The 26,841-nt window shown below is 65.8% G+C and carries 25 protein-coding genes; 16 read left to right on the top strand and 9 right to left on the bottom strand.

Annotation, left to right across the window (positions count from 1 at the left end):
• Positions 1–403: 403 nt before the first annotated feature.
• Together FG486_RS17060 and FG486_RS18305 are read left to right on the top strand one after the other, a co-directional pair.
• On the top strand, positions 404–931 hold the full coding sequence (locus FG486_RS17060) for a CarD family transcriptional regulator (RefSeq protein WP_023837598.1): 528 nt from the start codon (positions 404–406) through the stop codon (positions 929–931).
• Positions 932–1,182: 251 nt separating this feature from the next.
• Positions 1,183–1,806: a DUF2306 domain-containing protein gene (locus FG486_RS18305; RefSeq protein ID WP_181268457.1), complete on the top strand. Its 624-nt coding sequence runs from the start codon at positions 1,183–1,185 to the stop codon at positions 1,804–1,806.
• Between the two features lie 4 nt (positions 1,807–1,810).
• Here FG486_RS18305 and FG486_RS17050 read toward each other — a convergent pair whose 3' ends face one another.
• The 4 genes from FG486_RS17050 to lptF form a co-directional block, all read right to left on the bottom strand.
• Positions 1,811–3,634 (bottom strand): AMP-binding protein, encoded by a 1,824-nt coding sequence (locus FG486_RS17050; RefSeq protein ID WP_181268456.1) that lies wholly within the window; start codon positions 3,632–3,634, stop codon positions 1,811–1,813.
• Between the two features lie 97 nt (positions 3,635–3,731).
• Positions 3,732–5,270, bottom strand: coding sequence for a lipopolysaccharide biosynthesis protein (locus FG486_RS17045; protein WP_181268455.1), 1,539 nt, complete (start codon positions 5,268–5,270; stop codon positions 3,732–3,734).
• Positions 5,271–5,280: 10 nt separating this feature from the next.
• Entirely contained in the window at positions 5,281–6,378 is a 1,098-nt protein-coding gene (lptG, locus tag FG486_RS17040; protein ID WP_066277669.1) for an LPS export ABC transporter permease LptG, read from the bottom strand.
• An 11-nt stretch (positions 6,379–6,389) separates the two neighbouring features.
• Positions 6,390–7,595, bottom strand: a complete 1,206-nt coding sequence (gene lptF, locus FG486_RS17035; protein WP_060979463.1) for an LPS export ABC transporter permease LptF — start codon at positions 7,593–7,595, stop codon at positions 6,390–6,392.
• A 134-nt stretch (positions 7,596–7,729) separates the two neighbouring features.
• Here lptF and FG486_RS17030 point away from each other — a divergent pair, with 134 nt between their 5' ends.
• The 3 genes from FG486_RS17030 to FG486_RS17020 all read left to right on the top strand — a co-directional run bounded on the left by FG486_RS17030 (position 7,730) and on the right by FG486_RS17020 (position 10,347).
• Positions 7,730–8,257 carry a DUF2141 domain-containing protein gene (locus FG486_RS17030; protein WP_181268454.1) on the top strand — a complete coding sequence of 176 codons (528 nt, stop codon included), beginning with the start codon at positions 7,730–7,732 and terminating at the stop codon, positions 8,255–8,257.
• A gap of 5 nt (positions 8,258–8,262) precedes the next feature.
• Positions 8,263–9,240 (top strand): diacylglycerol kinase family protein, encoded by a 978-nt coding sequence (locus tag FG486_RS17025; protein WP_181268453.1) that lies wholly within the window; start codon positions 8,263–8,265, stop codon positions 9,238–9,240.
• Positions 9,241–9,444: 204 nt separating this feature from the next.
• Entirely contained in the window at positions 9,445–10,347 is a 903-nt protein-coding gene (locus FG486_RS17020) for a hypothetical protein (protein WP_181268452.1), read from the top strand.
• Between the two features lie 143 nt (positions 10,348–10,490).
• Here the strand turns inward: FG486_RS17020 and FG486_RS17015 are convergent, their stop codons facing one another.
• The 5 genes from FG486_RS17015 to FG486_RS16995 form a co-directional block, all read right to left on the bottom strand.
• On the bottom strand, positions 10,491–11,312 hold the full coding sequence (locus FG486_RS17015) for a flagellin N-terminal helical domain-containing protein (protein WP_066274950.1): 822 nt from the start codon (positions 11,310–11,312) through the stop codon (positions 10,491–10,493).
• A gap of 155 nt (positions 11,313–11,467) precedes the next feature.
• A complete protein-coding gene (locus tag FG486_RS17010) occupies positions 11,468–12,286 on the bottom strand; it encodes a flagellin N-terminal helical domain-containing protein (RefSeq protein WP_060979436.1) in 819 nt (272 codons plus the stop codon).
• 150 nt (positions 12,287–12,436) lie between these two features.
• Positions 12,437–13,267, bottom strand: coding sequence for a flagellin N-terminal helical domain-containing protein (locus FG486_RS17005; protein ID WP_137776085.1), 831 nt, complete (start codon positions 13,265–13,267; stop codon positions 12,437–12,439).
• 158 nt (positions 13,268–13,425) lie between these two features.
• Positions 13,426–14,238 (bottom strand): flagellin N-terminal helical domain-containing protein, encoded by an 813-nt coding sequence (locus tag FG486_RS17000; protein ID WP_060979438.1) that lies wholly within the window; start codon positions 14,236–14,238, stop codon positions 13,426–13,428.
• A 152-nt stretch (positions 14,239–14,390) separates the two neighbouring features.
• Positions 14,391–15,206, bottom strand: a complete 816-nt coding sequence (locus tag FG486_RS16995; RefSeq protein ID WP_023837585.1) for a flagellin N-terminal helical domain-containing protein — start codon at positions 15,204–15,206, stop codon at positions 14,391–14,393.
• Positions 15,207–15,541: 335 nt separating this feature from the next.
• Here FG486_RS16995 and FG486_RS16990 point away from each other — a divergent pair, with 335 nt between their 5' ends.
• Genes FG486_RS16990 through fliN form a run of 11 tightly spaced genes read left to right on the top strand, consistent with a single transcriptional unit; the run spans position 15,542 to position 26,787 of the window.
• The gene (locus tag FG486_RS16990) at positions 15,542–16,849 is read left to right on the top strand and encodes a sigma-54 interaction domain-containing protein (RefSeq protein WP_066281652.1); all 1,308 of its coding nucleotides are present in this window, start codon (positions 15,542–15,544) and stop codon (positions 16,847–16,849) included.
• 22 nt (positions 16,850–16,871) lie between these two features.
• On the top strand, positions 16,872–17,216 hold the full coding sequence (gene fliE / locus FG486_RS16985; protein ID WP_060979441.1) for a flagellar hook-basal body complex protein FliE: 345 nt from the start codon (positions 16,872–16,874) through the stop codon (positions 17,214–17,216).
• 3 nt (positions 17,217–17,219) lie between these two features.
• Positions 17,220–19,001 (top strand): flagellar basal-body MS-ring/collar protein FliF, encoded by a 1,782-nt coding sequence (gene fliF / locus FG486_RS16980; protein ID WP_181268451.1) that lies wholly within the window; start codon positions 17,220–17,222, stop codon positions 18,999–19,001.
• 13 nt (positions 19,002–19,014) lie between these two features.
• Positions 19,015–20,046 (top strand): flagellar motor switch protein FliG, encoded by a 1,032-nt coding sequence (gene fliG / locus FG486_RS16975; RefSeq protein ID WP_066284470.1) that lies wholly within the window; start codon positions 19,015–19,017, stop codon positions 20,044–20,046.
• Positions 20,039–20,719: a FliH/SctL family protein gene (locus FG486_RS16970; protein WP_181268450.1), complete on the top strand. Its 681-nt coding sequence runs from the start codon at positions 20,039–20,041 to the stop codon at positions 20,717–20,719. Before fliG ends, FG486_RS16970 begins: the two co-directional genes overlap by 8 nt.
• On the top strand, positions 20,716–22,047 hold the full coding sequence (locus FG486_RS16965) for a FliI/YscN family ATPase (protein ID WP_181268449.1): 1,332 nt from the start codon (positions 20,716–20,718) through the stop codon (positions 22,045–22,047). The genes FG486_RS16970 and FG486_RS16965 overlap by 4 nt, the downstream gene beginning before the upstream one ends.
• A complete protein-coding gene (locus FG486_RS16960; RefSeq protein WP_181268448.1) occupies positions 22,044–22,469 on the top strand; it encodes a hypothetical protein in 426 nt (141 codons plus the stop codon). The genes FG486_RS16965 and FG486_RS16960 overlap by 4 nt, the downstream gene beginning before the upstream one ends.
• Complete coding sequence (locus tag FG486_RS16955; protein ID WP_181268447.1) at positions 22,466–24,877, top strand: flagellar hook-length control protein FliK; 2,412 nt, start codon at positions 22,466–22,468, stop codon at positions 24,875–24,877. The genes FG486_RS16960 and FG486_RS16955 overlap by 4 nt, the downstream gene beginning before the upstream one ends.
• A gap of 39 nt (positions 24,878–24,916) precedes the next feature.
• Entirely contained in the window at positions 24,917–25,483 is a 567-nt protein-coding gene (locus FG486_RS16950) for a flagellar basal body-associated FliL family protein (protein ID WP_066284460.1), read from the top strand.
• 18 nt (positions 25,484–25,501) lie between these two features.
• Complete coding sequence (locus FG486_RS16945; RefSeq protein WP_066284457.1) at positions 25,502–26,431, top strand: FliM/FliN family flagellar motor switch protein; 930 nt, start codon at positions 25,502–25,504, stop codon at positions 26,429–26,431.
• A 5-nt stretch (positions 26,432–26,436) separates the two neighbouring features.
• Positions 26,437–26,787, top strand: a complete 351-nt coding sequence (fliN, locus tag FG486_RS16940) for a flagellar motor switch protein FliN (protein ID WP_023837574.1) — start codon at positions 26,437–26,439, stop codon at positions 26,785–26,787.
• Positions 26,788–26,841: the final 54 nt, after the last annotated feature.

Below are 26,841 nucleotides of genomic sequence, written 5' to 3'. Positions count from 1 at the left end.
GCGTGATGCGCTGACCCACCCCCAACCCCTCCCTTGCAGGGAGGGGAGTTCCAGCGCGACAAGCAAACAATTCCCCTCCCTGGACAGGGAGGGGCAAGGGGTGGGTCGTCAGCGCTGACCCCTTTTTGGCAATTCCGCATCGCACCGCTGCAAACGTTGGCGGTTTCCGTAGCGTAATTCCCCCAGCGCGATTGTATTTTCGTGCGCAGCCCCCATCTAGGACCGGAATGGCCATTACGGGGTGGCTATTTTGTGACGAATCTGTTAAGTGCGGCCTATTGGCGCAGCGGGTTTGCGCTGATGGGTGTCCCACATTCGGCACATTTTGAGGAGATTCACTCGAACGGCTGACATGCGAGTTCGAAAAGGCTCCCGCTTCCCCTGAATACAGAAAGGTTTTTGAATGGCCGCCAAAGCGCTGTCTTTTGATGTAGGCGATTATGTGGTTTATCCCAAGCACGGTGTCGGCCGTGTTGTGGAACTTCAGAAGGAAGAAATTGCCGGCATGCAGCTCGAGCTGTACGTGCTGCGCTTCGAAAAGGAACGGATGACCCTGCGCGTTCCTGTGAACAAGGTTGAAAGCATCGGCATGCGCAAGCTGTCTTCGGACAAGACGCTGCGCGAAGCTATGGAAACGCTCAAGAGCAAGCCCAAGGTCAAGCGCACCATGTGGTCGCGCCGTGCCCAGGAATATGAAGCGAAGATCAATTCGGGCGACCTCGTCTCGATCGCCGAGGTGACCCGCGACCTGTTCCGTCCCGACGACCAGCCCGAACAGAGCTATTCGGAACGGCAGATCTTCGAAGCCGCCTCGAGCCGTCTGGCGCGTGAGCTAGCCGCGATGGAAAAGACCGACGAGCCCGCCGCGCTCAAGAAGATCCTCGAGATCCTGAACGCCGCCGCGCCGCAGTACTACGAAGCCGCCGAATAAGCGATTTCGTTCTAGACGGTTCAGCAAGACCCCGGATCGGTGGAGGCCGATCCGGGGTCTTGCTATTTCCGGTCCCCTATCCCGCCCCGTCATTCCCGCGAACGCGGGAATCCCGCTTGTGCGTTTCCCGTTGCCATGAAAGCGGGACGCCCGCTTTCGCGGGGGTGACGGGAATGGCGCAGTAGCGAGCCGGGTTGCGACACTTCCCGGCGTGAGGCACGATGGTGCGAAACCAACAGGGGGGAGCCATCGTGACCAGCCAGGCCTGGCCGCCGATCGATCACAGACCGGGTCTGACCCTGCCCGCATTGCTGTTCTGGGCGGCGATCCTCTCGACGCTGCCGGTGCTGTGGCTCAATGTGCTGCCCGCGCTCGGCGGCGGTGCGCAGCGGGGCCATGCCGATCACAGCCTGTGGATCGTGCTGCATGCGCTGACCGGTTTCCTGACCCTCGTCTCTGGCTTTCTCGCGCTGTACATGGGCTGGACCCGCGCCGCGTTCGAATATCACCGCCACACCGGCTGCACCTATGTCGGCGCAGGCATGACCATGGCATTCGTCGCGCTGTTCCTCGCGACCAGCGATCCGCACCGCAATCCGGCGAGCGGCTGGGCTACGGCCACGCTGTCGGTGGCCTGGCTGGTCACGACCTCGATGGGCTGGCGGCGCGGCAGCCAGAAGCGCTGGCGCTCGCACCAGATGTGGATGATCCGCTCGATGGTCCTCACCTGGACCTTCGTCTTCTGCCGCCTGGCGCAGCGGCTGGGCGACATGGAAGGCGTGGCCCCGGCCTTCGGAATATGGGCCTATTGGCTCGGGCCGCTGCTGATCGCCGAGATCGGGCTGCAGCTGTGGAACCGCCGCCGGCCCGCCTGACCCCTCAGCTCTTGTACAGGCTGTCCAGCCGCTCCTGATAGCGCCCGCGGATGACGTGCCGCCGGATCTTCATCGACGGCGTCATCTCGCCATTCTCGATGGTGAACGGTTCGTCGGCAAAGTTGAACTGGCGCACCTTCTCGATCACCGACAGGTCGGCATTGACCCGGTCGATCGCCGCGCGCACCGCAGCCTTGAACTGCGGATTGGCCTGGAGCGCGGCGAAATCGACCTTGAGGCCCTGCGCGCTCGCCCATTCCATCGTCCATTCAGGATCGGGCACCACCAGCCCGACCAGATAGGGCCGCCGGTCGCCGACCACCATCGCCTGGTGAATCTCGGGCTGCAGCGTCAGCATGCCCTCGACCTTTTGCGGCGAGACATTGTCGCCCTTGTCGTTGACGATCAGGTCCTTCTTGCGGTCGGTGATCGCGATCCGCCCGGCCTCGTCGATATAGCCGATATCGCCGGTGTGCAGCCAGCCGTCCTTGAGCACGCGCGCGGTCTCCTCGGGGTTCTGCCAGTAACCGTGCATGACCAGTTCGCCGCGCACCAGGATCTCGCCATCCTCGGCGATGCGCACCTCGGTATCGGCGAGCGGCGGGCCCACCGTGTCCATCTTGATGCCCACGCTGGGGCGGTTGCACGCGATGATCGGTGCGGCCTCGGTCTGGCCATAGCCTTGCAGCAGCGTAATGCCGAGTGCGTGGAAGAACACGCCGATCTCGGGATTGAGCGGAGCGCCACCCGAGACCATCGCCTTGACCCGTCCACCGAACCGCGCCTGGATCTTGGGGCGCAGGCTCTTCGACAGGATGAAGTCCATCGGCTTGTCGAGCAGACCGTCGCGGCCGCCGAGCTGTTTCTCGCCCAGCGCCATTGCGCGCTCGAACAGGAAATTGGCGACCTTGCCCTGTTTCTGGATCTGCTTGAGGATGCGCGCGCGAAGCACCTCGAACAGGCGCGGCACCACGACCATCAGCGTCGGGCGCACCTCCTCGATATTGCTGGCGAGCTTTTCCAGCCCTTCCGAATAATAGATCTGCGCGCCGAGCCCGATCGGGAAGAACTGGCCCGCACTGTGCTCATAGGCGTGGCTGAGCGGCAGGAACGAGAGGAACACCTCGTCGTCCCAGCCGAAATCCTCGGTGATCACGCGGGTGGGGCCGGCGACATTGTGCAGGATCGCACCGTGATGCTGCATCACCCCGCGCGGCGCACCGCCGGTGCCGCTGGTATAGATGATGCAGGCGGTGTCCTGCCGCGTGAGCGTCGCCGCATGGCTACGGATCGCAGGCATCAGCTCGGCCCGGCGCCCGGCATCGCCGGTGACCAGATCGGACCAGTTGTGCGCGCGGAAGCGGCTGGCCTGGCCGACCTTGACCGGCTCCATGCCGATCACGTGCCAGGCATTGCCTGCGCGCAACACCGCGGGCAGCAGCGTCCGCGCCAGCTTGGCATCGGAGACGATGACCGCGCGCGCGCCCGAATTGTCGAGGATATGCTGGTGGTCGCGCTCGGTATTGGTGGTGTAGGTTGGCACGGTAACGCAGCCTGCGGCCATGATCGCGAGGTCCGCGATGCACCATTCGGGACGGTTCTCGCTGACCAGCATCACCCGGTCGCCGCGCTGCAGCCCCATGTCCTTGAGCGCATGCGCCAGTTCCGCGACCTGTCCCGCTGCCTGCCGCCAGCTGATCGGCGTCCAGGCTCCGCTGCGCTTGGCCCACAGGAAGGGCTTGTCGCCCAGCTCGTCCGCCCGCGCGAAGAACAGGTCGAGCAGATTGTTGAAACGGGCAAACTGGTCGAGAGACTTGTTGGCGATCACCGGGTCAGGGCTCCTCTGGCTGCCGCGCTTCGCCCGCGCGGTCTTTCACCACGGGTCTAGCGGGCTTTGGTTGCAGGGGCAATTGGCCTGGCGCGCCTTACAGCGCCAGTTTACGCCCCGCCTTGCCGAGTGCGGCCTTGTCCTCGGCATCGAGCCCGAACTTGAGGCCGAGCCAGACCAGCGGAAAGAAACAGGCAAACTGGATCGTGGCGCGCGGCACCATGCCTACCCCCTGGAACAGCCAGCCGACCAGCCAGAGCGCGGCAAATCCGCCCAGGCCGCAGGCGAGGGCGCGCAGGAAATGCCGGTCGAACGGACCCAGCCGATCGCTGATCCAGAGTTCTGCCACCGCCGCCCAGCTCGACACGATCACGCCCGCGCTCACCGCCAGCGCCATGCCGGTCGCGCCCATGGCATCGACCGTCAGCCAGCCGACCAGCCCCGCGACTGCGAGCCCCGCAATTGAATTGGCGAGCGGCAGCAGGCGGTGCCCGGTCATCTCGACGATCGGGGTCGCCGCGCCCAGAATCGTCTCGCCCGCGCGCCCGACCAGCAGCACGATCAGCACCGGCAGCGCATCGGCGGCCTCGGGCGAGAAGAGCAGCAGCGTCGCATCACCACCGGCGATCATCACCGCAGTGAGCGGCAGCACGATGATGGCAGCGATGCGGTTGGCAAAGCGGTAGAGCGGCGCGATCTGGGCCCGGTCGGCGGCGCGCTGCGCGGCGCTCAGGGGCGCAAGGACATAGAGAAAGGTCTGGCGCACGATCAGTGGCACCGAGGCGATCTTGCGCGCGATGCCGAACAGCCCCGCCGCCACCGCGCCGCCGCCGCCGCTCAGCGCCAGGCCCAGCAGCACCGGCGGCAGATCGTTGAACGCGCGCCGCGCCAGATTGGGCGGCATCGTCGCCAGCCCCGATTTCAGCGTGTCATTGCGCAGCGCGGGGGGCATCGGCGCACGCCAGAGCAACCCGAGGTCGTAATAGCGTCCGAGCAGCCGTACCGACAACCAGGCGGTGACGCCCAGCGAGACGATATGCGCGATGAACAGCCCGAACAGCCGCACGCCCAGCGCATAGAGCGCGACCGCGACAATCAGCCGCGCGATCTGCTCCCAGAAGATGCGCAGCCGGATCTCGGGCCCGAAGGCGCGCCGCGCGCGCGCGGCAGCGGTCGCGATTTCGAGCGCGACGGTGAGCGGCAGCGTCCACACGAACAGCGCGATCAGCGCGGGCAGATGCGGGCGCATCGCCGGCTCGACCGAGAATTGCGGCGCGATTCCAGGCGCGGCGAGGGTGATGCACAGGGCCACGAACGCCGACGGGATCACCGTCACCAGCAGCGCATAGCGCACCACGCCATGCTCGGCCTCGCGGCTGGCGGCGGACGGGATCGAACGCTGCAGCCCTTGCGCCAGCGACAGGGTGGTCAGCGTCGAAAGCACGTTCACCGCCGCCCAGAGCACGACATAGCTGCCATAGGTGGCGAGGCCGAACATCCACACGAAGGCAGGCTGGGTCACGATCTCGATGATCGCGCCCATGCGCGCCAGGCCCGACAGCGCTGCGCCGCTCGCCACATCAGCGCGGCTCACTGCGGGGGCGGGGCTGACAGGATCGGGCGTGTCTGCGGCCACGGGTTGCGGCCTATTCCTCGGTGCGGATGAGGACGGTCTCGCCGACCATCAGGAACAGGAAGAACGGCGACCAGGCCGCGAGGATCGGCGGATAGGCACCCAGATTGCCCATTGCGAGCGCAAAATTGTCCGCGACGAAATAGGCAAAGCCCAGCGCCATGCCGATCACGGCGCGGATGAACAGCTGGCCCGATCGCGCCAGGCCGAAGGCGGCGACTGCGCCGAGCAGCGGCATCAGCAGCGCCGAAAGCGGGCCCGACAGCTTGTGCCACAGATTGGCCTCGAGCGCCGCAGTCGGGCGACCGGCGGCCTTGAGCTCGGCGATCGCGGTCCATAGCTGCGGGAAGGACAGGCCATCGGCATTGACCTTGGACAGCGTGAACTGGTCGGGCCGCACATTGCCTGCGGTGACGATATCTCCCAGCACCTGTTTCTGCCCGGTGGCGACATCGAACTGCGTCGCATCCGTCAGCTTCCAGCCCTTGCCGGTATAGGTGCCTTCGCTGGCCTTGATGATCCGCGCCATGCCGCCCTGGCTGTCGCGCTGGTACACCGCGACGCCGGTGAGCCGTGTCGCGTTGCCCCGGCCTTCGACCGTATCGGCCTGGATGATATTGTCGCCTTCGCGCACCCAGATGTTCGACTTCACGTTGGAATCGCGCGGGATCGGGCCGAAATCCGCCGCCTCCCAGGCGTCCAGCGTCGCGGTGGCGCGGGTGAGGATGCGTTCGGAAAAGACGAAGGTGATCGCCGAGACGCCGAAGGCCGCGATCAGCAGCGGCGCGAGCACCTGATGCGCCGACAGCCCCGCCGCCTTCATCGCCACGACTTCGCTGTTCTGGTTCAGCGTCGCCAGCGTGATGATCGTCGCCAGCAGCACCGAAAAGGGCAGCACGAGGTCGATGATCTGCGGCGCGCGAAGCGAGATATAGGTCAAGAGCTGCGCCTGGCCGTTGCCCGGATAGGCGAGGATCTTGCCGCTTTCGCCCAGGAGGTCGAGCGACTGGAGAACAATGAACAGCAGCGCCACCACCGCCAGGATGCTGGTGAGGAACTTGCGCGCCATGTAGATGGCCACGGTGCGCGAGGGGAAGAATTCGAACTGCATCGCGCTTGCGCCTATTCCTGGAAGGACCGCTTGCGGCCGAAGCTGAACAGCCCGCGCACCGCCGCGCCCGATTTGGCGAAGACCTTTTCCAGCGCGCCGATCGGTTGACCGCCGGGCACGAAGGCGACCTGATAATACATCCAGGCGATCAATGCGGAGAACAGCGCGAAGGGGACCCACAGCGCGATGATCGGGTCGACCAGCCCCAGCGCGCCGACATCCTCGCCATATTCGTTGATCTTGTGATAGGTCACGATCATCACGATCGACAGGAAGACGCCGAGCGCCGAGGTCGAGCGCTTGGGCGGGATCGCCAGCGCCACCGCGAGCAGCGGCATCAGCAGCATCATCACGACTTCGACCATGCGGAAATGGAAATTGGCACGCGTCTGGTTGCGCTGCGCCTCGGGAATGCTGGCATCGGTGCCGATGCGGACCAGCTCGGGGATCGTGTATTCGCGGTCCTTGCCGCCGCCGCGCCTGCGGAAGGATTCGATCTTGGGCAGGTCGATCGGCAGGTCATGGTTGCTGAAGGTCAGCACGCGCGGGGTCTTGTAGTCGGGCGAATCGTGCACCAGCGTGCCATTGGTCAGGCGGAAGATGATCGTGTTCGGGTCGTCGGTCGCCAGGAACTTGCCGCGCTCCGCCGTCACCGAGAGCGAGGTGCCCGACTTGGCCTCGGCACGCACGAAAATGCCGTACAGCTCGCGCCCGCCATCGCGGCTCTGCTCGATGCGCAGCGTCATCCGGTCGCCCAATTGCGTGAATTCGCCGACCTTGATCGAGGCACCCAGCGCGCCCGAGCGCAGCTCGAAGCCCAGTTCCTCATAGGCATAGCGCGCCTTGGGCTGGATATAGCCGACCAAGGCCAGGTTCACGAGCATCAGCCCGACCGCGAACATGTACGGCACGCGCAGCAGCCGGGTGTAGCTGAGGCCGACCGCGCGGAACACGTCTAGCTCCGACGACATGGCGAGCTTGCGGAACGCCAGCAGGATGCCGAGCAGCAGGCCGATGGGAATTCCCAGCGAGAGATATTCGGGCAGAAGGTTGGCGAGCATGCGCCACACGACGCTGACCGGTCCTCCTTCGGCCGCGACAAAGTCGAACAATCGCAGCATCTTGTCGAGCACCAGCAGCATGGCAGCCAGGATCAGCGTGCCGACCAGCGGAAAGAAGACGAGACGGGCGATATAAGCGTCTGTGGCGGTTAGCAATTTCAACTTATTGTCGCCCTGTCACCATGATTTGGCCGCAAACGCTTCCCATAAGCGGACGGTAAAGGGGGCTCATCGGCCTTGTCCGCGCCATCCGGAGCGGCACGGCTATAGCTTCTGGGATTGATTACGTCATGTTCAAAATTGCGACAAAATCACTGGCTTGTCTGGCTGCGGGCGGCATCGCCTTCGCGGCCCTGACGCCTGTGGCCCATGCGCAGCGGCAGGAAATCGCCAACGACCTGCGCAAATGCGCCGATGGGGCGGACGGCCCGGCGGTGCATGTGACGGTCAGCGGCTTCAAGGCGAATACCGGCCGCATCCGCGTCCAGGCCTATCCCGCCACGAAGGCGAGCTGGCTGGAAAAGGGCGCATGGATCAACCGCATCGACACCGCCGTCGCCCCGCGTGGCGGCAAGATGAGCTTCTGCGTGCCGCTTCCGGCCACCGGCGCCTATGGCATTGCCGTGCGCCACGATGTCGACGGCAGCGGCAAATCCGGCTGGAACGATGGTGGCGGGTTCTCGAACAACCCCTCGCTCTCGCTGCTCAGCCTCAAGCCCTCTGCGGGCAAGACCGCCATCCGGGTGGGTCCCGGCGTTACGCGCATCCAGGTGGTCCTGAACTACCGCCAGGGGATGACGATCAAGCCGATAGGATGACCTGAATGACTCTCGTTGCGCTCATTTCCAATCCGCGCTCGACCGGCAACAAGGCGATGTTGCCGGCGGTGCGCGATTATTGCGCGCGCAACCCGGACATCTTCCACTACGAGGTGGAAGAGGTGCACCAGATTGCCGACGCGCTGCGCGCCATTGCCCTGGTGAAGCCGCGCGTGCTCGTCATCAATGGCGGCGACGGCACGGTGCAGGCGACGCTGACCGAGCTCTACCATGGCGGCCATTTCGGCAAGTCGCCGCCGCCGGTCGCGGTGCTGCCGAACGGCAAGACCAACCTGATCGCGCTCGACCTCGGCGCGCGCGGCAAGCCGCTGGCGACGCTCGATCGCATCGTCGAGATCGCGCGCAACGATCTGGAAAGCCATATCGTCGTGCGGCAGCTGATCGCGCTGCCCGATGGCGAGGACGGGCGCCCGGTGCTGGGCATGTTCATGGGCGGGGCCGGTCTGGCCGAGATCATCCTCTATTGCCGCCAGAAGATCTATCCGCTCGGCCTGCCCAATTCGATCAGCCATTTCATCGCGGCCATTGCGGGGCTGTTCACGATGCTGTTCGGCCTGACCGCCAAGTTCCTGCCGATCACCCGATCGGCACTGCGCATCTCCTATTTCCAGAAGGGCGAGCTCAATGGCAGCTTCCTGGTGGTGATGGTGACGACGCTGGAAAAGCTGCTGCTCGGCAGTCGTGCCGACAGCGGACCATCGCCGACCGGGCATCTGAAGTTCATCGCGGTCGAGCATAATCGTGCCGGGCTGACGACGATGCTGATCGACACGCTGATGGGCCGGTTCGGCACCCGGCGCGGACGCGGCGTGCATCTGGCGCGCGAGGACATGATCCGCATCGACAGCGACCGCACGCGCAGCCGCGTGATCCTGGACGGCGAAATCTTCGAGGCGAGCGCGGGCAAGCCGATCATCCTGCGCTCGACCGATCCGGTGCCGTTCCTGCGCTTGGCGGCTTGATTGCTGCGGCGCGCATGAAACCGCCTCTCCCTTGATGGGAGAGGCAGCGAGACTTGGCGACGAAGGAGCCTAGTCGCAGCGGTGAGGGTGATCGGGCAGCTGCGTGAAAGGTTTCGCAGTTTGACACCTGCAGCTACATTCCGGGAACACACCCCCACCCAACCCTCCCCCATCAAGGGGGAGGGCTTTTGAACCTAGCTAGTCATGGCCGAAACTCTCCAATCCCTTATCGCCGCCGAGGCCCTGCAGCCGGTCGATCCCCTCGTCACCGACTTTGCGCGTGCGATCATCGCCCCGTTCGGCGAGACGGCGCGTGCGGTGATCTTCTACGGGTCGTGCCTGCGTGAGGCGCAGCTCGACGGGCTGATGCTCGATTTCTACGTCATCGTGTCGGATTATGCGGCGGCCTATCGCGCGGCGAACAAGGCCGGGTGGATGGCGCGCGCCAATGCGCTGATCCCGCCCAACGTCTTTCCGGCGGCGCATGGCACGCTGGCCGCCAAATATGCCGTGTTGTCCGAGGCCGACCTGGCCAGGGCGTGCTCGATGCAGGCGGGCGATGTCTCGGTCTGGGCGCGCTTTGCCCAGCCGGTGCGGATCGTGTGGAGCGCCGATACTGCCGCCGAGGCCCGGGCACTCGATGCGCTGTGCGCCGCTCCGGTGACGCTGCTGCGCCATGCCGCGCCGGTGGCCGATACCGCATCGCCCGATCCGCTGCACATCTGGCGCACCGGCTTTACCCGTACCTACGGCGCGGAATTGCGCGCCGAACGCGGCGACCGGCCGGACAAGGTGGTCGATTTTGCGCCCGATCATTATGCGGCGGTCGGCGCAGCGATCGCGCGCGAGGTGCCCGATCTGGCCGCGATGCCGCGCGCCGAGGCAGAACGCCGCTGGGCAAGGCTGCGCGCGCGCGGCAAGCGGCTGACCGTCGCACGGCTGGCCAAGGCGAGCTTCACCTTTGCCGGCGGCATCGATTACCTGGCCTGGAAGATCAACCGGCACGCCGGAACGCAGATCACGATCCGGCCGTGGCAGCGCAAATGGCCGCTGGTCGCGGCGGTCGTGCTGGTACCGAAATTGCTGAAAAGCGGCGCGGTCAAGTAGCGCCCATCCGATACGAAAAACCCCCCTTCCGGTCCATCCGGAAAGGGGGTTGATCGAATATCGGCTCAGGCCATTGAGTTGTCGGTAACGGCCGTTGCGTTTCCCCTACGGTCGAACCGCAGGTCGGTTCCGATCCGATGCGATTAACGGATCAGGCTCAATACGCCCTGCTGGCTCTGGTTCGCCTGGGCGAGCATCGCGGTCGAGGCCTGCGCCAGGATCTGCGACTTGGCGAGGTTGGTCGATTCTTCCGAGAAGTTCGCGTCCTGGATGCGCGAGCGGGCTTCCGACAGGTTGGTCGAGCGGTTGACGAGGCTCGACACGGTCGCCTGCAGGCGGTTCTGGCTCGCACCCAGGCTTGCCTGAGCGGTGGTGATCGTGTTCAGCGCGCTGTCCAGCGCGGTCAGCGCAGCCGCCGGGTCACCCGTGCCGGCAAGAGCGCCGATATCGACGGTGTCGATCGCGAGGCCTACCGTGGTGACGTTGGCGAGCGTGATGTTCACCGTGTCGCCCGAAGCGATGCCGGTCTGGATCGCGACAGGGCCGGCGGTGTTGAGCAGCGACACGCCGTTGAAGGTGGTCTTGTTCGCGACATCGTTCACCTGCGCCTTCAGCGCGGTGACTTCCGCCTGCAGGTTGGTGCGGTCGCTGTCTGCCAGCGTGCCCGAAGCCGATTGCACCGCCAGCTCGCGCATACGCTGCATCATGTTGACGATTTCGTTCATGCCGCCTTCGGCGGTCTGCGTCAGCGAAATGCCGTCATTGGCGTTGCGGACGGCCTGATTGAGGCCGCGGATCTGCGAGGTCATGCGGGTCGCGATCGCGTTGCCGGCCGCGTCGTCGGCGGCGGAGTTGATGCGCTTGCCGGTCGACAGGCGGTCGATCGACTTCGACAGGCTCATCTGGGCCGAGGTCGAAGCGTTCGCAGCACGGAGTGCCGAAACATTGGTACCGATTACAGTCATCTGTGGTTCCTTCCACGTTCCTGGGGCGGCTCCAAAAAATGTAGCGGCCTCAATGACTAAGACGGTGGGGCTGGCGGGCGGTTAAGCAGAAAGCGTCAATTTTTCGACTGACGCGTCAATTTTCCGACGCACCGCCGCGCCAGCCCCTGTCGTCATTAGCGGATCAGGCTCAGCACGCCCTGCTGGCTCTGGTTGGCCTGGGCGAGCATCGCGGTCGAGGCCTGGCTGAGGATCTGCGACTTGGCGAGGTTGGTCGATTCCTCGGAGAAGTTCGCGTCCTGGATGCGCGAGCGCGCTTCCGACAGGTTGGTCGAGCGGTTGACCAGGCTCGACACGGTCGCCTGCAGACGGTTCTGGCTGGCACCCAGGTTCGCCTGTGCGGTGGTGATCGTGTTCAGCGCGGTGTCGAGAGCGGTCAGCGCGGTGCCGGCGCCAGCAGCGGTGCTGATGTCGATCGTGCCGATGGCAAGGCCGGTCGCACCGGTGGTGACGTTGGCGAGTGCGATGTTCACCGTGTCGCCCGAGCCGATGCCGGTCTGGATCGACACGGGGCCTGCGGTGTTCAGCAGCGACACGCCGTTGAAGTTGGTCTTGCCCGCGACGTCATCAACCTGCGCCAGCAGGGCGGTGACTTCCGCCTGCAGGTTGGCACGGTCACCGCCAGCCAGCGTGCCCGAAGCCGACTGGACAGCCAGTTCGCGCATACGCTGCATCATGTTGGTGATTTCGTTCATGCCGCCTTCGGCCGTCTGGGCCAGCGAGATGCCGTCGTTCGCGTTGCGAACCGCCTGGTTGAGGCCACGGATCTGCGAGGTCATGCGGGTGGCAATGGCATTGCCGGCCGCGTCGTCAGCGGCGGAGTTGATGCGCTTGCCGGTCGACAGGCGATCGATCGACTTCGACAGGCTCATCTGAGCCGAGGTCGAAGCGTTGGCAGCGCGGAGTGCTGCGACGTTCGTTCCGATAACAGTCATAAGTTGGTTCCCTTCACGTCTTCCTTCCGGCAGCTCGTAAAAGGAGCGGCCTCACCATCTTTGACGGTGAGGCCGACGGAGAATTAAGCAAAAAGCGTCAAATTTTTGTCGAGCGCGTCAAATTTCTGACTGATCGACCTTCTGATCGCCTTATCGGATCAGGCTGAGCACGCCCTGCTGGCTCTGGTTGGCCTGGGCGAGCATCGCAGTCGACGCCTGGCTGAGGATCTGCGACTTGGCGAGGTTGGTCGATTCCTCCGAGAAGTTCGCATCCTGGATGCGCGAGCGCGCTTCCGACAGGTTGGTTGCGCGGTTGACCAGGCTCGACACGGTCGCCTGCAGACGGTTCTGGCTGGCACCGAGATTCGCCTGTGCGGTGGTGATCGAGTTGAGCGCGGTGTCGAGCGCGGTCAGCGCGGTGCCTGCGCCAGCGGCGGTGCTGATGTCGATCGTGTCGATCGACAGCCCGGCCGCAGTGACGTTGGCGGTCGCGATGTTGACCGTGTCGCCCGAGCTCACGCCGGTCTGGATGGCGATGGTCGGAGCAGGAGCCGGGGTCTGCGGCACGTTCAGCAGCTGCACGCCGTTGAAGGTGGTCTTGTTGGCGACGTCGTTGACCTGCGACAGCAGGGCGGTGACTTCCGCCTGCAGGTTGGTGCGGTCGCCGGCGACCAGCGTGCCCGAAGCCGACTGGACGGCCAGTTCGCGCATGCGCTGCATCATGTTGACGATTTCGTTCATGCCGCCTTCGGCCGTCTGCGCCAGCGAGATACCGTCGTTCGCGTTGCGAACCGCCTGGTTGAGGCCACGGATCTGCGAGGTCATGCGGGTGGCGATGGCGTTGCCGGCCGCGTCGTCCGCAGCGGAGTTGATGCGCTTGCCGGTGGACAGGCGATCGATCGACCGGGACAGGCTGCCCTGAGCCGCGGTCGAAGCATTGGCAGCCCGGAGGGCCGCAACGTTCGTTCCAATAACGGTCATTGTTGAGTCCTTTCACTTCTTCCCTGGGGCCACCCCATTGCTGGGGCGGCCTCAAGCGCTTTGACGGCGAGGGCTGACAGGAAATTAAGCGGAAAACGTCAGTTTCTTGGCGGACGCGTCATTTTCCTGACAGGCGTCCGTCAGCCCCCCTGCGTTGCTTAACGGATCAGGCTGAGCACGCCCTGCTGGCTCTGGTTGGCCTGGGCGAGCATCGCGGTCGACGCCTGGCTGAGGATCTGCGACCTCGCGAGGTTGGTCGATTCTTCGGAGAAGTTCGCATCCTGGATGCGCGAGCGGGCTTCCGACAGGTTAGTGGCGCGGTTGACCAGGCTGGAGACGGTCGCCTGCAGACGGTTCTGGCTGGCGCCGAGATTGGCCTGTGCGGTGGTGATCGTGTTCAGCGCGGTGTCGAGCGAGGTCAGCGCGGCGGCGGCACCGGTGTCGGTGGCGATGGTGATGGCGTTGATGCCAAGACCGGTGGCGGTGACATCGGCAAGCGCGATGTTCATCGTGTCGCCCGAAGCGCTGCCGGTCTGGATGGCGACCGGGCCTGCGGTGTTCAGCAGCGAAACGCCGTTGAAGGTGGTCTTGCCTGCGACGTCGTTGACCTGGGCGATCAACGCGGTGACTTCCGCCTGCAGGTTGGTGCGGTCACCGGCAACCAGCGTGCCCGAGGCCGACTGGACGGCCAGTTCACGCATACGCTGCATCATGTTGACGATCTCGTTCATGCCGCCTTCGGCGGTCTGGGTCAGCGAGATACCGTCGTTCGCATTGCGCACGGCCTGGTTGAGGCCGCGGATCTGCGAGGTCATGCGGGTGGCAATGGCATTGCCGGCCGCGTCGTCCGCAGCGGAGTTGATGCGCTTGCCGGTGGACAGGCGATCGATCGACTTCGACAGGCTCATCTGGGCCGAGGTCGAAGCGTTAGCGGCGCGAAGCGCCGCGACATTCGTTCCGATAACAGTCATCTCATATTCCTTTCGATGGGGCGCTCGGTCCCTCCTAAGCGGCCTCGAAAGGAATTAACGGCGGGCAATGACGGGCTTTAAGTCAAAATATGACCAGTATTTTGACGCCCGTCATTTTCCCGACGATGCTGTTATCAGTTTACCCTCCGGTCTTACGAGCGGATCAGGCTGAGCACACCCTGCTGGCTCTGGTTCGCCTGGGCGAGCATCGCGGTCGATGCCTGGCTCAGGATCTGCGCCTTGGCGAGGTTGGTCGACTCGTCCGAGAAGTTGGCGTCCTGAATGCGCGAGCGGGCTTCCGACAGGTTGGTCGAGCGGTTGATCAGGCTCGACACGGTCGCCTGCAGACGGTTCTGGCTGGCACCCAGGTTCGCCTGAGCGGTGGTGATGTTGTTCAGCGCCGTGTCGAGCGCGGTCAGCGCGGTGCCGGCGCCTGCGACGGTGCTGATATCGATAGTGCCGACGGCAAGGCCAGTGGTGGTGACGTTGGCGAGCGTGATGTTGACGACATCGCCCGAGTCGATCCCGGTCTGGATCGCAATGGGGCCAGCGGCGGTCAGCAGCGACACACCGTTGAAGTTGGTCTTGTTGGCAACATCGTCGACCTGAAGGATCAGCGCCGCGACTTCCGCCTGCAGGTTGGTGCGGTCGCTGTTGCTCAGCGTGCCCGATGCCGACTGGACGGCCAGTTCACGCATGCGCTGCAGCATGTTGGTGATCTCGTTCATGCCGCCTTCGGCCGTCTGGGTCAGCGAGATGCCGTCATTGGCGTTGCGGACGGCCTGGCCGAGGCCGCGGATCTGCGAGGTCATGCGGGTGGCGATCGCATTGCCGGCAGCGTCGTCTGCGGCCGAGTTGATGCGCTTGCCGGTCGACAGGCGGTCAATCGCGCGGCCCAGCATGGCCTGGGCAGCGGTCGAGGCATTGGCAGCGCGGATGGCGCCGATATTCGTTCCGATAACAGTCATCAGTCTTTCCTTTCGCTTGGTCAATCTTGCGGCGCACTGCTTCTGTCAGCGGCCTCGACATGGTTAACGGCACGGTTGGAAAGCCATTAAGAAGTTTTCACACACCTTTCGAACAGGTTGTCATTTGGCCGACAGGCGTCAATTTTCTGACGCCCCGGCCCGGCAAAACCCGTCAATTTTTTGGCGGCGGTGGTGTGCCTTATATATATAGGGGGGTGTGGGCGGCCATTTTCTGCCGTTTTCCCGATTTGGCACGGCGATTGCTTTGCTTTGGACCTGCGGGGGCCAGTGTAACGGCTGGCCAACGCGATCCATTAAGTCGGGGGACTGAAAAAATGATCGAATGCACTATCAGCGAGGCGGTTCGTGAAAATCTGCCCATGCTGGAAAGCTGGCTCGCATCGGCCTGGATCAAGCCGGTCGCCGCAGGTGCTGCGACCGTGCAGACCGCCAAGGTGCTGATGGCCGCGGAAATCGCTTCGGCCAGCCATCGTGACATTCTCATCGATTTTCGCGACGGCGCACCGTCGCTCGTCCGCGCTGCCAACGGCCTGCCCGCGCGCATCGCCTTCGGCTTTGACGACATGGCGCTTGGCCTGGCGCTGGTGGCAGAGCTGCTGCGCGCCGGACGCGGCCCCGCCGTCGGCGAACCCGCCATGGCCAAGCTGATGGGCTATGCCGCCCGCATCGCACGCAGCGAGGCTGCGGTGCTGATCCAAGGCGAAACCGGCACCGGCAAGGAAGGCATGGCGCGTCTGGTGCATGACGAAAGCCCGCGCGCCAAGGGCCCGTTCATCGCGGTCAACTGCGCTGCGCTGCCCGAAACCATGGTCGAGGCGATTCTGTTCGGCCACAAGAAGGGTGCGTTCACCGGCGCATCGGCCGATGGCGAGGGCCTGTTCCGCGCGGCCGATGGCGGCACATTGTTCCTCGACGAGATCACCGAGCTGCCGCTGGCGCTCCAGGCCAAGCTGCTGCGCGCGCTGCAGGAAGGCGAAGTCCTGCCCGTCGGCGAGACCCGCGCGGTCAAGGTCGATGTCCGCATCGTCACCGCCGCCAACCGCGATGCCGCCGAGCTGGTCGCCGCCGGCGAGTTCCGCGAAGACCTTTACTGGCGCCTCAACGTGATGCCGATCGCACTCCCCCGCCTTGCCGATCGCCGTCAGGATGTCCGCGCCATTGCCGCCGCCATGCTGCTGCGCATGCAGAATGCGGGCGACGATTTCGCCTGGCTGAGCGCGGAAGCGCTTGAAACGCTGCAGGCGCACAGCTGGCCGGGCAACGCCCGCGAGCTGGGCAATGTGCTGCAGCGCGCACTGGTTCTGCGTGAAGGCGATGCCATCGAAGCCGAGGATCTGGGCCTTGCCCCCGTCCGCCTGTTCACGCCCGCTCCGGTCCAGCCCGTCGCCGCGCCGCAGATCAGCACGCCGCGTGCCGATCCTGTGCCTGCCGCCGGTTCCGCCCGCCTGATGCGCGGCAGCGATCTGCACAGCCTGTCGCGCGCAGTCGAGCATGACGCGATCCAGCGCGCGCTCGACGAGAATGGCGGCAACCGCCGCGAAACCGCCAAGATGCTCGGCATCTCCGAACGCACCCTGCGCTACCGCCTCGCCAATATGCGCGAGCTGGCAGCCGCAGCCTGATCGATAACGGGAAACAGAACCCATGAGCACCAATATCAGCAGCTCGATCATGGCCGCCCGCAACGCCATTCTGCAACAGAACAGCGCGCTGCAGCAGATCAGCAAGAAATCCCCGATGCTGGGCACCGAGCCGACCGAGACCCGGACGGACGGCTTTTCGGGCACGCTCAAGACCGCGCTCGACCAGGTCAACCAGGTGCAGCACGCCTCGTCCGAGGCCGCGACCGCCTATGAAATGGGCCAGACCACCGACATCGCGGCGGTGATGATGGCCAAGCAAAAGGCGTCGATCGGTTTCGAAGCGACGCTGCAGGTCCGTAACAAATTGCTGTCCGCCTATCAGGACATCATGAACATGCCGGTGTAATCCATGTCCGACATCACCATCACCCCCAATAATGTCGACGGATCCGCTCCGGCCGTGATCCCCGGAAGCCCCGGCACCGGGGCTGGTGCCGGCGCGCGCGTGCTGAACGGCACGGCGATCCCGGCGCAGGTCCGCAATTTCATGAGCCAGCCGGCGGTGTCCAAGGCGATGCCGCTGGTCGGCTTTCTGGGCGTCGTGCTGCTTTCGGTGCTCGCCTGGGCAGCCTTACGCGAACCGCCGCAACGCGACCTGTTCCGCGGCCTGCCCGATAGCGACAAGGCGGCGGTGATCGCCGCGCTCGACAGCTCGACCATCCCGTACAGCTTCGAGGAAAGCTCGGGCACGATCATGGTCTCCGAAGACGATTACCACAAGGCCAAGATCGCGCTCGCCGCGCAGGGCCTGCCCAAGAGCGCGCCGAGCGGCGACGAGCTGATCTCGTCGATGCCGATGGGGGCCAGCCGCGCGGTGGAGAATGAAAAGCTCCGCGCCGCGCGCGAGCTCGATCTGGCGCGCAGCATCGAGGCGATGGAATCGGTGGTCTCGGCACGCGTCCATCTCGCGGTCGAACCGCCCAGCGTGTTCATCCGCGACCGCAACGAGCCGGCCGCCTCGGTCGTGCTCCAGCTCGCCAATGCCGGACGCCTGCCCGAATCGCAGGTCCAGGCGATCATCCATCTCGTCGCCAGCTCGGTCCCCGGGCTGTCGGCCGACAATGTCTCGGTCGTCGACCAGAATGGCCGCCTGCTCTCGGGCGACGGCAAGAACGGAATGAACGGCGTCGAGCAGCAGATCGAGATGAAGGAAGCTATCGAGGAGCGTTATCGTCGGCAGCTCAACGCGCTGCTGACCCCGGTTCTGGGCGCCGGCAATTTCGTTGCCGAGGTCTCGACCGAGATCAACATGACCGAGCGCCAGGCGACCACCGAAAGCTTCCCTGCCGATGAAGCGCGGGTGAAGAGCGAGCAGACGTCGATCTCGACCGAGACCAGCCCTGCTCCTGCCGGAGGCGTCCCCGGCGCGCTGGCCAACCAGCCTCCCGCCGATCCCAATGTCACGCCGCAGGCCGGTGGCCAGCTGACCGGCGCGGAAGCCGCCGCTCCCGGTGCGCCGACCACGCGCAACGAGCAGACCAACCGCAATTTCGAACTGGGCCGCCAGATCGCGGTGACCAAGGAGCCTTCGGGCAAGGTCACCCGCATCTCGGTCGCCGTCGCGGTCAAGAACCTGCCGGGCGGCAAGGAGCGCAGCCCGCAGGAAATCGCGGCCATCGAGGCGCTGGTCAAGGGCGCGATCGGCTTCGATACCGCGCGCGGCGACCAGGTTGCGATCTCGTCGCGCAATTTCGAGCCGGTCACCAAGGTCGAGGAGCCGTTCTACGAAGCCAGCTGGTTCAACATGGTGGTTCGCAACGTTTCCGCGCTGCTGGTGGCGCTGGCGCTGATCTTCGGCATCGGCCGCCCGCTGCTGAAGCGCTACACCCGCCAGAAGGCCGATGAAAAGGCTGCCGCAGACGCGGTCAAGGCGGCGGAAACCGGCGAGCTGCTGTCGCAGGCGCTGGGAACCGATGGCAAGGACGCTGCCAATGGCGGTGGTGCAGCCGCCCGCGCTCCCAAGGAGAACGAACCGGTCACGCTCGACATGATCAATGCCGCTTCGACCTATCAGGAGCGCGCGCTGCTGATCCAGAATTTCGTCCGGCAGAATCCCGACCACGCCACTCTGGTGGTCCGTGAGCTGCTGAAGGGCAATGCCGACGCTGGCAAGGAGCCTGCCAATGCCTGATGTTCTCGACACCATGGCCGAAGAGGGCGGTGCCGCCGCTCCCGCACGGCGCCCGATCCCTGGCCAGCAGGCCGCAGCGATCCTGATGCTGCTGTTCTCCGAAGAGCAGGCCGCCGAGATCCTCGCCCGGCTGGAGCCCGAGGAAGTCCGCCAGCTCAGCGAGATGATGTACACCGTCGCCGATATCGGTGCCGAGGACATCAACGAAGTGCTCGACATGTTCATCGACAAGGCGCGCAACCGCACGATGCTGGGCTACAAGGCCGAAGAGCAGATCGAGGGCATGCTGAAGCGCGCGCTGGGCGACCGCCGTGCCGAAACGATGCTGACCAAGATCGCGCCGAAAAAGGCCGGTGGCGGGCTCGAGGCGCTCAAGTGGATGGACCCGGTCGAGATCGCGCTGCTGGTCGAGCATGAACACCCGCAGATCGCGGCGGTGGTGCTGTCGTTCCTCAAGCCTGAAATCGCCGCCAATGTGCTGCAGCTGCTGCCCCCCGAAGCGCAGGAGGATGTCGTCTTCCGCCTTGCCACCCTGGGGCCGGTGAGCCCCGAGGCGATCGAGACGATCGAGGCGCTGCTGGTCAACCAGGCCGGAGCCCCGCGCAGCGGTGGCGGCGCATCGTCCTCGGGCGGCACGTCCGATGCGGCGGCGATCATGAACATCATCAACAAGCGCGAAAGCCAGCGCATCATCAAGGCGGTGACCAAGCGCGACAAGGATATTGCCCGGCGGATCGAGGACGAGATGTTCGTCTTTGCCGATCTTATCCGGCTTGATGCCAAGGATCTGGGCACGTTGGTGCGCGGGCTCGAATCCAAGCTGCTGGTCCCCGCGCTCAAGGGTGCGGAAGACAAGCTGCGCGACAAGATGTTCGGCTGCATGTCGAGCCGCGCGGCGCAGTCGATCGCCGACGAGATCGCCGATCGCGGCCCTATGCCAATGTCCGAGGTGCTCGAGGCACAGCGTGCGGTCATCCAGGTGGCCAAGCGCATGGCCGATGCCGGCGATATCGTGATCGGCGGAGGCGGCGACGAATATGTCTGATCGTCCGATCTCCATCACGCCCACCGGCGAGGCGCAGTTCATGCCGGTCTGGCAGATGCAGCCCGCCGCCAGCGCCTTCCGTCCGTCGCCGATCTTCTCGTCGATGGCCGACCTTGCCGAAGCCGAGCTTCATGCCGAACCGGTGGATTTCGGCGAGGAAGACGGGTTCGATGGCGACCTCATGGTCGAAACCGGCCCGTCGCAGGACGAGCTGCTGGTCCAGGCCTATGAGCAGGGCGTTGCCGATGGCATCGCCCAGGCCCAGGCCGAGATGCAGGCGAGCGACGCTGCGACCCAGGCCCTGGCCCAGGCGATCACCGCGCTGCGCCCGCAGCTGTCGCAGGGGCTTTGCGCGATGTTGCTGCATGCAATGAAGCAAATGCTCGAACGCTCGAGCGGATTTGCCGAACCCGACGCTGCCGTGCTCGAAAGGCATTGCCGCTCGCTCGCCACGCTCGTCACGCGCGACATGCGCGGCAGCGCGCTGCACCTTCACCCCGATGACCTCAAGCTGCTCGGCGATGCCGAATGCGGACTGGTGCTCACCGCCGATCCGTCGATCCGACGGGGTACGGTTTCCTTGAACCATGCCGATGGCTGGATCGAGCAGGGCACCCAGCCGATGCTCGATGCGCTGCAGGGCCTGATCGACGATCTGGAGGGCGACCAGTGATCGCGGCACAGGAAGAGGCGGTTCGCCAGTTCACCGACAAGATCGCCGCGCTCGAGGCAGGGCCGCGCCGCGTCGGCCGCCTGGTCGCGCACGAGGGCGGCATGCTCGAAGTCACCGGTTTCGATTATCCAATCGGCTATGGCGGGTCGGTGCGCGCCGCCGATGGCCGCCGTATCCGTGCAGAAATCGCGGGCTTTCGCGGATCGCGCGCGATGATGGTGCCTTTGGAAAGCGATGCCGCGCTGCGCAGCGGCGCGCGCGTGGAGCCTGACGCCCAAGCCAATATGGCAGTGGTTGGCGATGCGCTGCTGGGCCGCATCATCGGCCCGATGGGTGAGCCGCTCGATGGCATGGGCCCGATCATCGCGCATGACCGCTGGCCGCTCGCTGGCAAGCGCGAAAATGTGCTCAACCGGGGCCGGGTGACCAAGACCATTGACCTTGGCGTGCGTGCGATCAACGCGCTGCTGACGGCCGGCCATGGCCAGCGCATCGCGGTGGCGGCAGGTTCGGGCGTCGGCAAATCGGTGCTGATCGGCCAGATCATCGGCTTTGCCGAGGCGGACGTGATCGTCGTCGGACTGATCGGCGAACGCGGCCGCGAGGTCAGCGATTTCGTCGAGACCAAGATGTCCGGCCCGATGAAGTCGCGCACCGTGACCGTCGCGGTCCCGGCGGATCACAGCCCGATCCTGCGCCTGCGCGCCGCGTTCCGCGCGACCGCGATTGCCGAATATTTCCGCAAGCAGGGCAAGAAGGTGCTGCTGATCATCGACAGCCTCACCCGCGTCGCGCATGCGCAGCGCGAGATCGGCCTGGCGCTGGGCGAGCCGCCGACGATGAAGGGCTATCCGCCTTCCGCACTCGCGCTGATCCCCAAGCTGGTCGAGCGCGCGGGCAATGACAAGGAAAGCGGCGGATCGATCACCGCGCTCTACACCGTGCTCGCCGATGGCGACGATCTCGACGACCCGGTGGTCGATGGCGCACGCGCGATCGTCGACGGGCATATCATCCTGTCGCGGTCGATGGCCGAGCAGGGCATCTTCCCGGCGATCGACATCGGCAAGTCGCTGAGCCGCGTCGCGACCGACATCATCTCCGACGAGCATCGCCGCGCGATGGCGAATTTCCGCCGCATCTGGTCGGCCTATGAGGAAAATCGCGACCTGCTGCTGATGGGCGCCTATCGCGAGGGTTCGGACGCGAATATCGACGAGGCGGTGGCGCGCCGGCCCGATCTGCTGGCGTTCATCCGCCAGGGGCCGCACGACCGGATCGATCTCGACGAAAGCGTCGCTGAACTGCTGCAGAGCTTTGGCGCATGAGCCTGAAGCCCAAATCCTGGAAGCGCGTGCACGCGGTCCGCGAGGCGCAGGTCAAGCTCGCCATTGGTGCGGCGGCCACGGCCCAGCGCAACGAGGCGGTGCTGCAGAACAATGCCGAGCGCCTGAAGCGCTTGCGCGACAATGCATTCGATGCCGGGCACTGCCAGAATGGCGCAGCACTCCATGCGCAGCTCGAGCTCGCGCAGCGGCTGATCCGCGCCGATGGCGAGATCAATGTCGCGCTCGGCCGGGCGCGGCAAGCGCTTGCCCAGGCAGAGCGGCAACGCACTGCCGCCTATATCGACCGTGAAACCACATCCAAGCTGCTGGGCAGGGCCATCGCGGCGGCGGACGAGACCGCCGAGCGCAAGGCCGCGCGCCTGCCGCTCAAGAGAAAATATCCCAAGGAGGCAGAGGAATGAGCCAGGACATGATGCAGGCCCTTTCAGGGTCGTCGCTGCTTTCGCTTTCAATTGGCACGCTTCCTGCTGTCAAACCGGGCATGAACCTGGACGCCAACCCCTTTGCCAGCCAGCTGGCGCTGATGACCGGAACGGATGGATCCGTTGCGGGCATGATTGCGCCCGTCGCGGTCGCGCAGGGTGCGGGCGAGGGCGCTTTTGCCGCAACGCTCGCTGACCTGGGCGAACCCGCGCCGGTGGCACCGCCGTCCGGTGAGCCTGTTCGGGTCACGCTGCCCGAGGCCGCCAGGCCGGCGGTCGCACTGCAAGCGCCGGTCGTCGTCGCGCTTCCCGAAGAGGCGAGCGCCTCGCAGCTGATCGAGGCGGCGCTGAGCGGTGCTGCCACCATCACCCAGGCCCCCCGCGCTCACGACCTGCCGCACACCGCGCCCACCGTGACACTGCCCATGGAAGACACCGAGGCTGAAGCCCTGCCCGAACAGGCTAGTGCGCAATCCGCGCTGACGGTGCAACCGCTGCCGCACGCGTCGGAAGTGCCCCATCTCAGGAACCTCATCCGCGCCGATGCCCCGATGCCGATCCGGGCACAAATCCAGGGCGAAGCCGAAACCGGAACGGATATTGCTGCACCCGCCACGCCTGTCGCAGTGCGTCTGCGCGAGCATGGCGAAAGCGCCGACAAGCCTGCCGCTGGCGAAACGATGCCGTTGCAGGCCCCGGTCATCGCTGTCGCACCGGCGGCGCCGCGTCCTGAAGCGCCGGTGACCGATCTGGAAACGACCGGCATCGCTGCGGACGCTTCGCTCGAAGCGCCGCGTCATGCAGCCGCGCCCAAGGTCGCAGATCAGCCAAAGGCCGTGCCGGTCGCGCATTCCGCAGCCGCACCGCAGGTCGCGGCAACGCCGCTCCAGCCCGCCGATAAGGCGGCAGCGATCGTCAGCCCGCAAATCCAGTCGGCCCAGCCGATGGTCGATCCTGCCATTGCCGCGCAGCCGCAACTGGCTGCAAGCCTGGTGGCGCCGAACGTAGAAGCTTCGCCCGTCACCCCGTCCGCCGACATCGCTCAGCCCGAGCCGGTGGCGTCTGCGGGTGCCCGGCCTGATCCGACGCAGCAAGCCCCGCATGTGCGCAAGGCGAAAATCATGCGCGAAACGGTCGAACCGGTTCAATCCCATGGACCCGATGCGCCGATCGTCCAGCCGATCGCCACTGCAGCGGCTGCGCCCGCCGCACCGGTGGCGGCCGAGCCGGCAGCCATCGCCGCAACCTCTCCCGCCGCACCCCAGCGCACCGTCACCGATCGCGCACCTGTCAGCGCCCCGGTGAGCCACGCTGAGCCCGGCGCCGCTCCTATCGCACCGCGGTCGCTCGAGGCGCCGCCCGCCGCGCAGCCCGTCATGGCTCAGGCGCCGGTCGCGGCCGTTGCAGCGCAGCCCGTGGCCGAAGCCGCCCCGGTGGTCGGCGAGACGCCTGCTGCAGGTGACGGCCCCCCCGCCGCTGCGGCCCAGCCCTTGGCAGCAGGCACGCCTGCCACCGCACGTCCGCTTCCCAATGCCGCTGCGCCCATCGAACCGCGCCAGCAGCCGGCCGCGCCGCAAGTGACCGTACCGACGGCGACCGCGCCCGATGCCTCGCGCGTCGCGCAGGCCGCTCCGATGGCCATGGCCGCCCCGGCTCAGCCGCAGGCATCGCGTCCGCAAACCAGCACGCCTGTGCGCCGCGCGCTCGACGCTGTCGTACCGACGCCACGATCCGCCGATCTCCGCTCGGCGATGATGGAACGCGCCGAAATGTCCATCGAGTCCGCTACCTCCAGCCTGGCGGCCGAGCCCGCCGCGCCGACGGTGACGGAAGCCGTGCCCCCCGCATGGGCTGCCGCGCTCAACGCGGTCAACGCGCCGGTCCAGCAGGCAAGCGGTTCTGTCGCGCCGCAGGCCGCCGCGCAGGCGCAGCTTCCGGTGCACAATCTGGCATTCGACGCGGGCTTTGTCGCCGGGATCGAGAGCCAGATCGCCAAGCTGGCAGATGGCGGGCAGATGGTGAAGATCCAGGTCATGCCCGAGCATCTGGGCCGGATCGATATCGAGATGCTCGCCGGGCCCGATCGCGATCAGGTGCGCATCGTCACCGAGCATGACGCGGTCCGCGACACGCTGGTCAGTTCGCAGCATCGGCTCGAGCAGGACCTGCGCAGCAATGGCCAGCGCAATGCCGAAGTGACCGTCGAACTGCGCCAGCAATCGCCGGGTACGCAGAACGGATCGGCGCAGCAGCAACAGCAGCGCGGCCAGTCGGGCGCCGAAAGCGCCTCTGCCCGTGACGCGGCGCAGCGCCAGCCGTCCGCCGACCAGACGTCTGATGCCAACCCGGCACCACGCCGTCCGCGCGGCAATGTCCGCTACGCCTGAACTTTTTAACGCATGAAATTCTCTTGAGGGAACCGAGAAATGGCTGAAACCGAAAAGGAACCGAAGAAGAAGGGCGGCATGGTCAAGAAGCTGCTCATTCCGCTTGTCGCCGTGCTGGTGCTTGGCGGTGGCGGCGCGGCTGCAGGCTTTTTCGCTGCCGGGATGATCGGTGGCGGCGAGCATGAAGACCCCAATGCGCCCAAGGTGGTGCTGAAAGACGGCACGACCGTGTCGGCCAAGGCGGCCGGGCTCAAGCAGGTCGCCTCCGGCAGCCATCTCGATGCCAAGTTCAAGGTCACCTATCTGCCCATCGAGGAGCCGTTCACGGCCAATCTGCGCGGCGGCGGCGGCTTTGCGCAGATGTCGCTCGCGGTATCGACCTATTTCGACGAGAAGGTTCCCGCCGCGCTGACCGAGCACAATATCGCAATCCGCTCGGCGATCCTGCTGGCGATCAGCGATTTCGACCCGATCCAGCTCGAGACGATCGAGGGCAAGGAGCAGCTCAAGGGCCAGCTCAAGAAGGTGATCAACGACGTCCTGGTCGACAAGACCGGATTTGCCGGCGTCGAGGACGTCTATTTCACCAGCTTCGTGGTCCAGTAAGCCAAGGCCTTTGATCCGATGAGCAGCAGCGAACTTCTTGATGGCGCAGAGGGCATGACCGCGGGTGCTGGCGAGCGCCGCCTGGCCGAGCACAGCTTTGCCAAGGCCGATGCCGACCAGAAGACGGTCGTGCCGGTGCTGCGCCGGGTTGCGCGATCGCTCTGCACGGGCCTGCGCCATGCGCTCGAGCCGATTGCCGGGGTCAAGCTGCGCGTCGATGCCCCCGATGCCGAATTCACCCAGTTCGATGTCTGGTGCGACCGCCAGGCCGAGCTGGTCAGCATCAGCCAGTTCCAGCTCGCGCCGATGCAGGGCCGCGTGCTGCTGAAGATGGAGCCGGTGTTCGTCTCGGCGATGCTCGACGCGTTCTTCGGCGGGGCACCGCGCGAGATGGCGTCGCCCAAGAAGGAATTCACCCAGACCGACATCCGCCTGATCGGCCGCATCGCGCGCGTGATCGGCGAGCGGCTGGGCGCATCGTGGAACGAGGTTGGCAATTTCGCCTGCCATGCCGCAGGCCATTCGACCACGGTCGATGGCGCGCGCATCGCCGCGCCGCTGGCGCGCATGGTGGTGCAGCGCTTCCGCATCACGCTGCCCGACAATATCCGCTACGAACTCGAGCTGGTCTATCCGCTCGACGGGCTTCAGGCGGCCGAACAGTGCCTGACGCCCGCCGGCATTGCCGACGACCAGATGCCCGATCCGGCCTGGCGCGACCAGATGTCCAAGGCGCTGGCGCATGTCACGCTGCCCGCGCGCTCGGTGCTGGCACGGCCCGTGCTCACCCTGCCGCAGCTTGCCGAACTCAAGCCCGGCGACATCATTCCCATTCCACCGGCGCGCAACCTGCCGCTGATCATCGGCGACCGCATTTTCGCACGCGGCAGCCTTGGTGAACAGAACGGCCTGGCCGCGTTCCGCATCGAAACCATAGAAAGAGGATAAGCCCCATGAGCGACATGACCGAAGCACCGATGCTGGGCGCCCCGGCAGAGCCTTTCGACATGGGCGGCAACGGATTGCACGAGGCGGCAAATCATTACCGCTTTCTGGCCGACATCCCCGTGCGCCTGTCGGTCGAGGTGGGCAGCGCCTCGCTGCGCCTCGCCGAAATCATGGAGCTTTGCGAGGGATCGGTGGTCGAGCTCGACCGCCAGGCCAACGAGCTTCTCGACATCAACGTAAATGGCACGCTGGTTGCAAGAGGGGAAGTCGTGACCATCGATGGCCGGTTCGGAATCCGGGTGGCCGAGGTGGTGTCGAAGAACGTCGGCCACGCACGGGTCGAACGGCGCATCTGACCGGACTGCTCCAGTCCCCGTCGCCCGCGCCGGATCATCCGGCGGCACGGCACA

The organism is Blastomonas ursincola, assembly GCF_013607875.1.
In the GTDB taxonomy this organism is placed as follows: Bacteria; Pseudomonadota; Alphaproteobacteria; order Sphingomonadales; family Sphingomonadaceae; genus Blastomonas; species Blastomonas ursincola.
Note: the sequence above shows the minus strand (reverse complement) of the source record. Positions and strands in the feature narration are given on the sequence as shown.

Excerpts from the sequence above, each read along its gene's own strand:
- FG486_RS17060 (WP_023837598.1), top strand. The coding sequence starts at position 404 with ATGGCCGCCAAAGCGCTGTCTTTTGATGTAGGCGATTATGTGGTTTAT.
- lptG (WP_066277669.1), bottom strand. The coding sequence starts at position 6,378 with ATGCAGTTCGAATTCTTCCCCTCGCGCACCGTGGCCATCTACATGGCG.
- FG486_RS17030 (WP_181268454.1), top strand. The coding sequence starts at position 7,730 with ATGTTCAAAATTGCGACAAAATCACTGGCTTGTCTGGCTGCGGGCGGC.
- FG486_RS17025 (WP_181268453.1), top strand. The coding sequence starts at position 8,263 with ATGACTCTCGTTGCGCTCATTTCCAATCCGCGCTCGACCGGCAACAAG.
- FG486_RS17020 (WP_181268452.1), top strand. The coding sequence starts at position 9,445 with ATGGCCGAAACTCTCCAATCCCTTATCGCCGCCGAGGCCCTGCAGCCG.
- FG486_RS17015 (WP_066274950.1), bottom strand. The coding sequence starts at position 11,312 with ATGACTGTAATCGGTACCAATGTTTCGGCACTCCGTGCTGCGAACGCT.
- FG486_RS17010 (WP_060979436.1), bottom strand. The coding sequence starts at position 12,286 with ATGACTGTTATCGGAACGAACGTCGCAGCACTCCGCGCTGCCAACGCT.
- FG486_RS17005 (WP_137776085.1), bottom strand. The coding sequence starts at position 13,267 with ATGACCGTTATTGGAACGAACGTTGCGGCCCTCCGGGCTGCCAATGCT.
- FG486_RS17000 (WP_060979438.1), bottom strand. The coding sequence starts at position 14,238 with ATGACTGTTATCGGAACGAATGTCGCGGCGCTTCGCGCCGCTAACGCT.
- FG486_RS16995 (WP_023837585.1), bottom strand. The coding sequence starts at position 15,206 with ATGACTGTTATCGGAACGAATATCGGCGCCATCCGCGCTGCCAATGCC.
- FG486_RS16990 (WP_066281652.1), top strand. The coding sequence starts at position 15,542 with ATGATCGAATGCACTATCAGCGAGGCGGTTCGTGAAAATCTGCCCATG.
- fliE (WP_060979441.1), top strand. The coding sequence starts at position 16,872 with ATGAGCACCAATATCAGCAGCTCGATCATGGCCGCCCGCAACGCCATT.
- fliF (WP_181268451.1), top strand. The coding sequence starts at position 17,220 with ATGTCCGACATCACCATCACCCCCAATAATGTCGACGGATCCGCTCCG.
- fliG (WP_066284470.1), top strand. The coding sequence starts at position 19,015 with ATGGCCGAAGAGGGCGGTGCCGCCGCTCCCGCACGGCGCCCGATCCCT.
- FG486_RS16970 (WP_181268450.1), top strand. The coding sequence starts at position 20,039 with ATGTCTGATCGTCCGATCTCCATCACGCCCACCGGCGAGGCGCAGTTC.
- FG486_RS16960 (WP_181268448.1), top strand. The coding sequence starts at position 22,044 with ATGAGCCTGAAGCCCAAATCCTGGAAGCGCGTGCACGCGGTCCGCGAG.
- FG486_RS16955 (WP_181268447.1), top strand. The coding sequence starts at position 22,466 with ATGAGCCAGGACATGATGCAGGCCCTTTCAGGGTCGTCGCTGCTTTCG.
- FG486_RS16950 (WP_066284460.1), top strand. The coding sequence starts at position 24,917 with ATGGCTGAAACCGAAAAGGAACCGAAGAAGAAGGGCGGCATGGTCAAG.
- FG486_RS16945 (WP_066284457.1), top strand. The coding sequence starts at position 25,502 with ATGAGCAGCAGCGAACTTCTTGATGGCGCAGAGGGCATGACCGCGGGT.
- fliN (WP_023837574.1), top strand. The coding sequence starts at position 26,437 with ATGAGCGACATGACCGAAGCACCGATGCTGGGCGCCCCGGCAGAGCCT.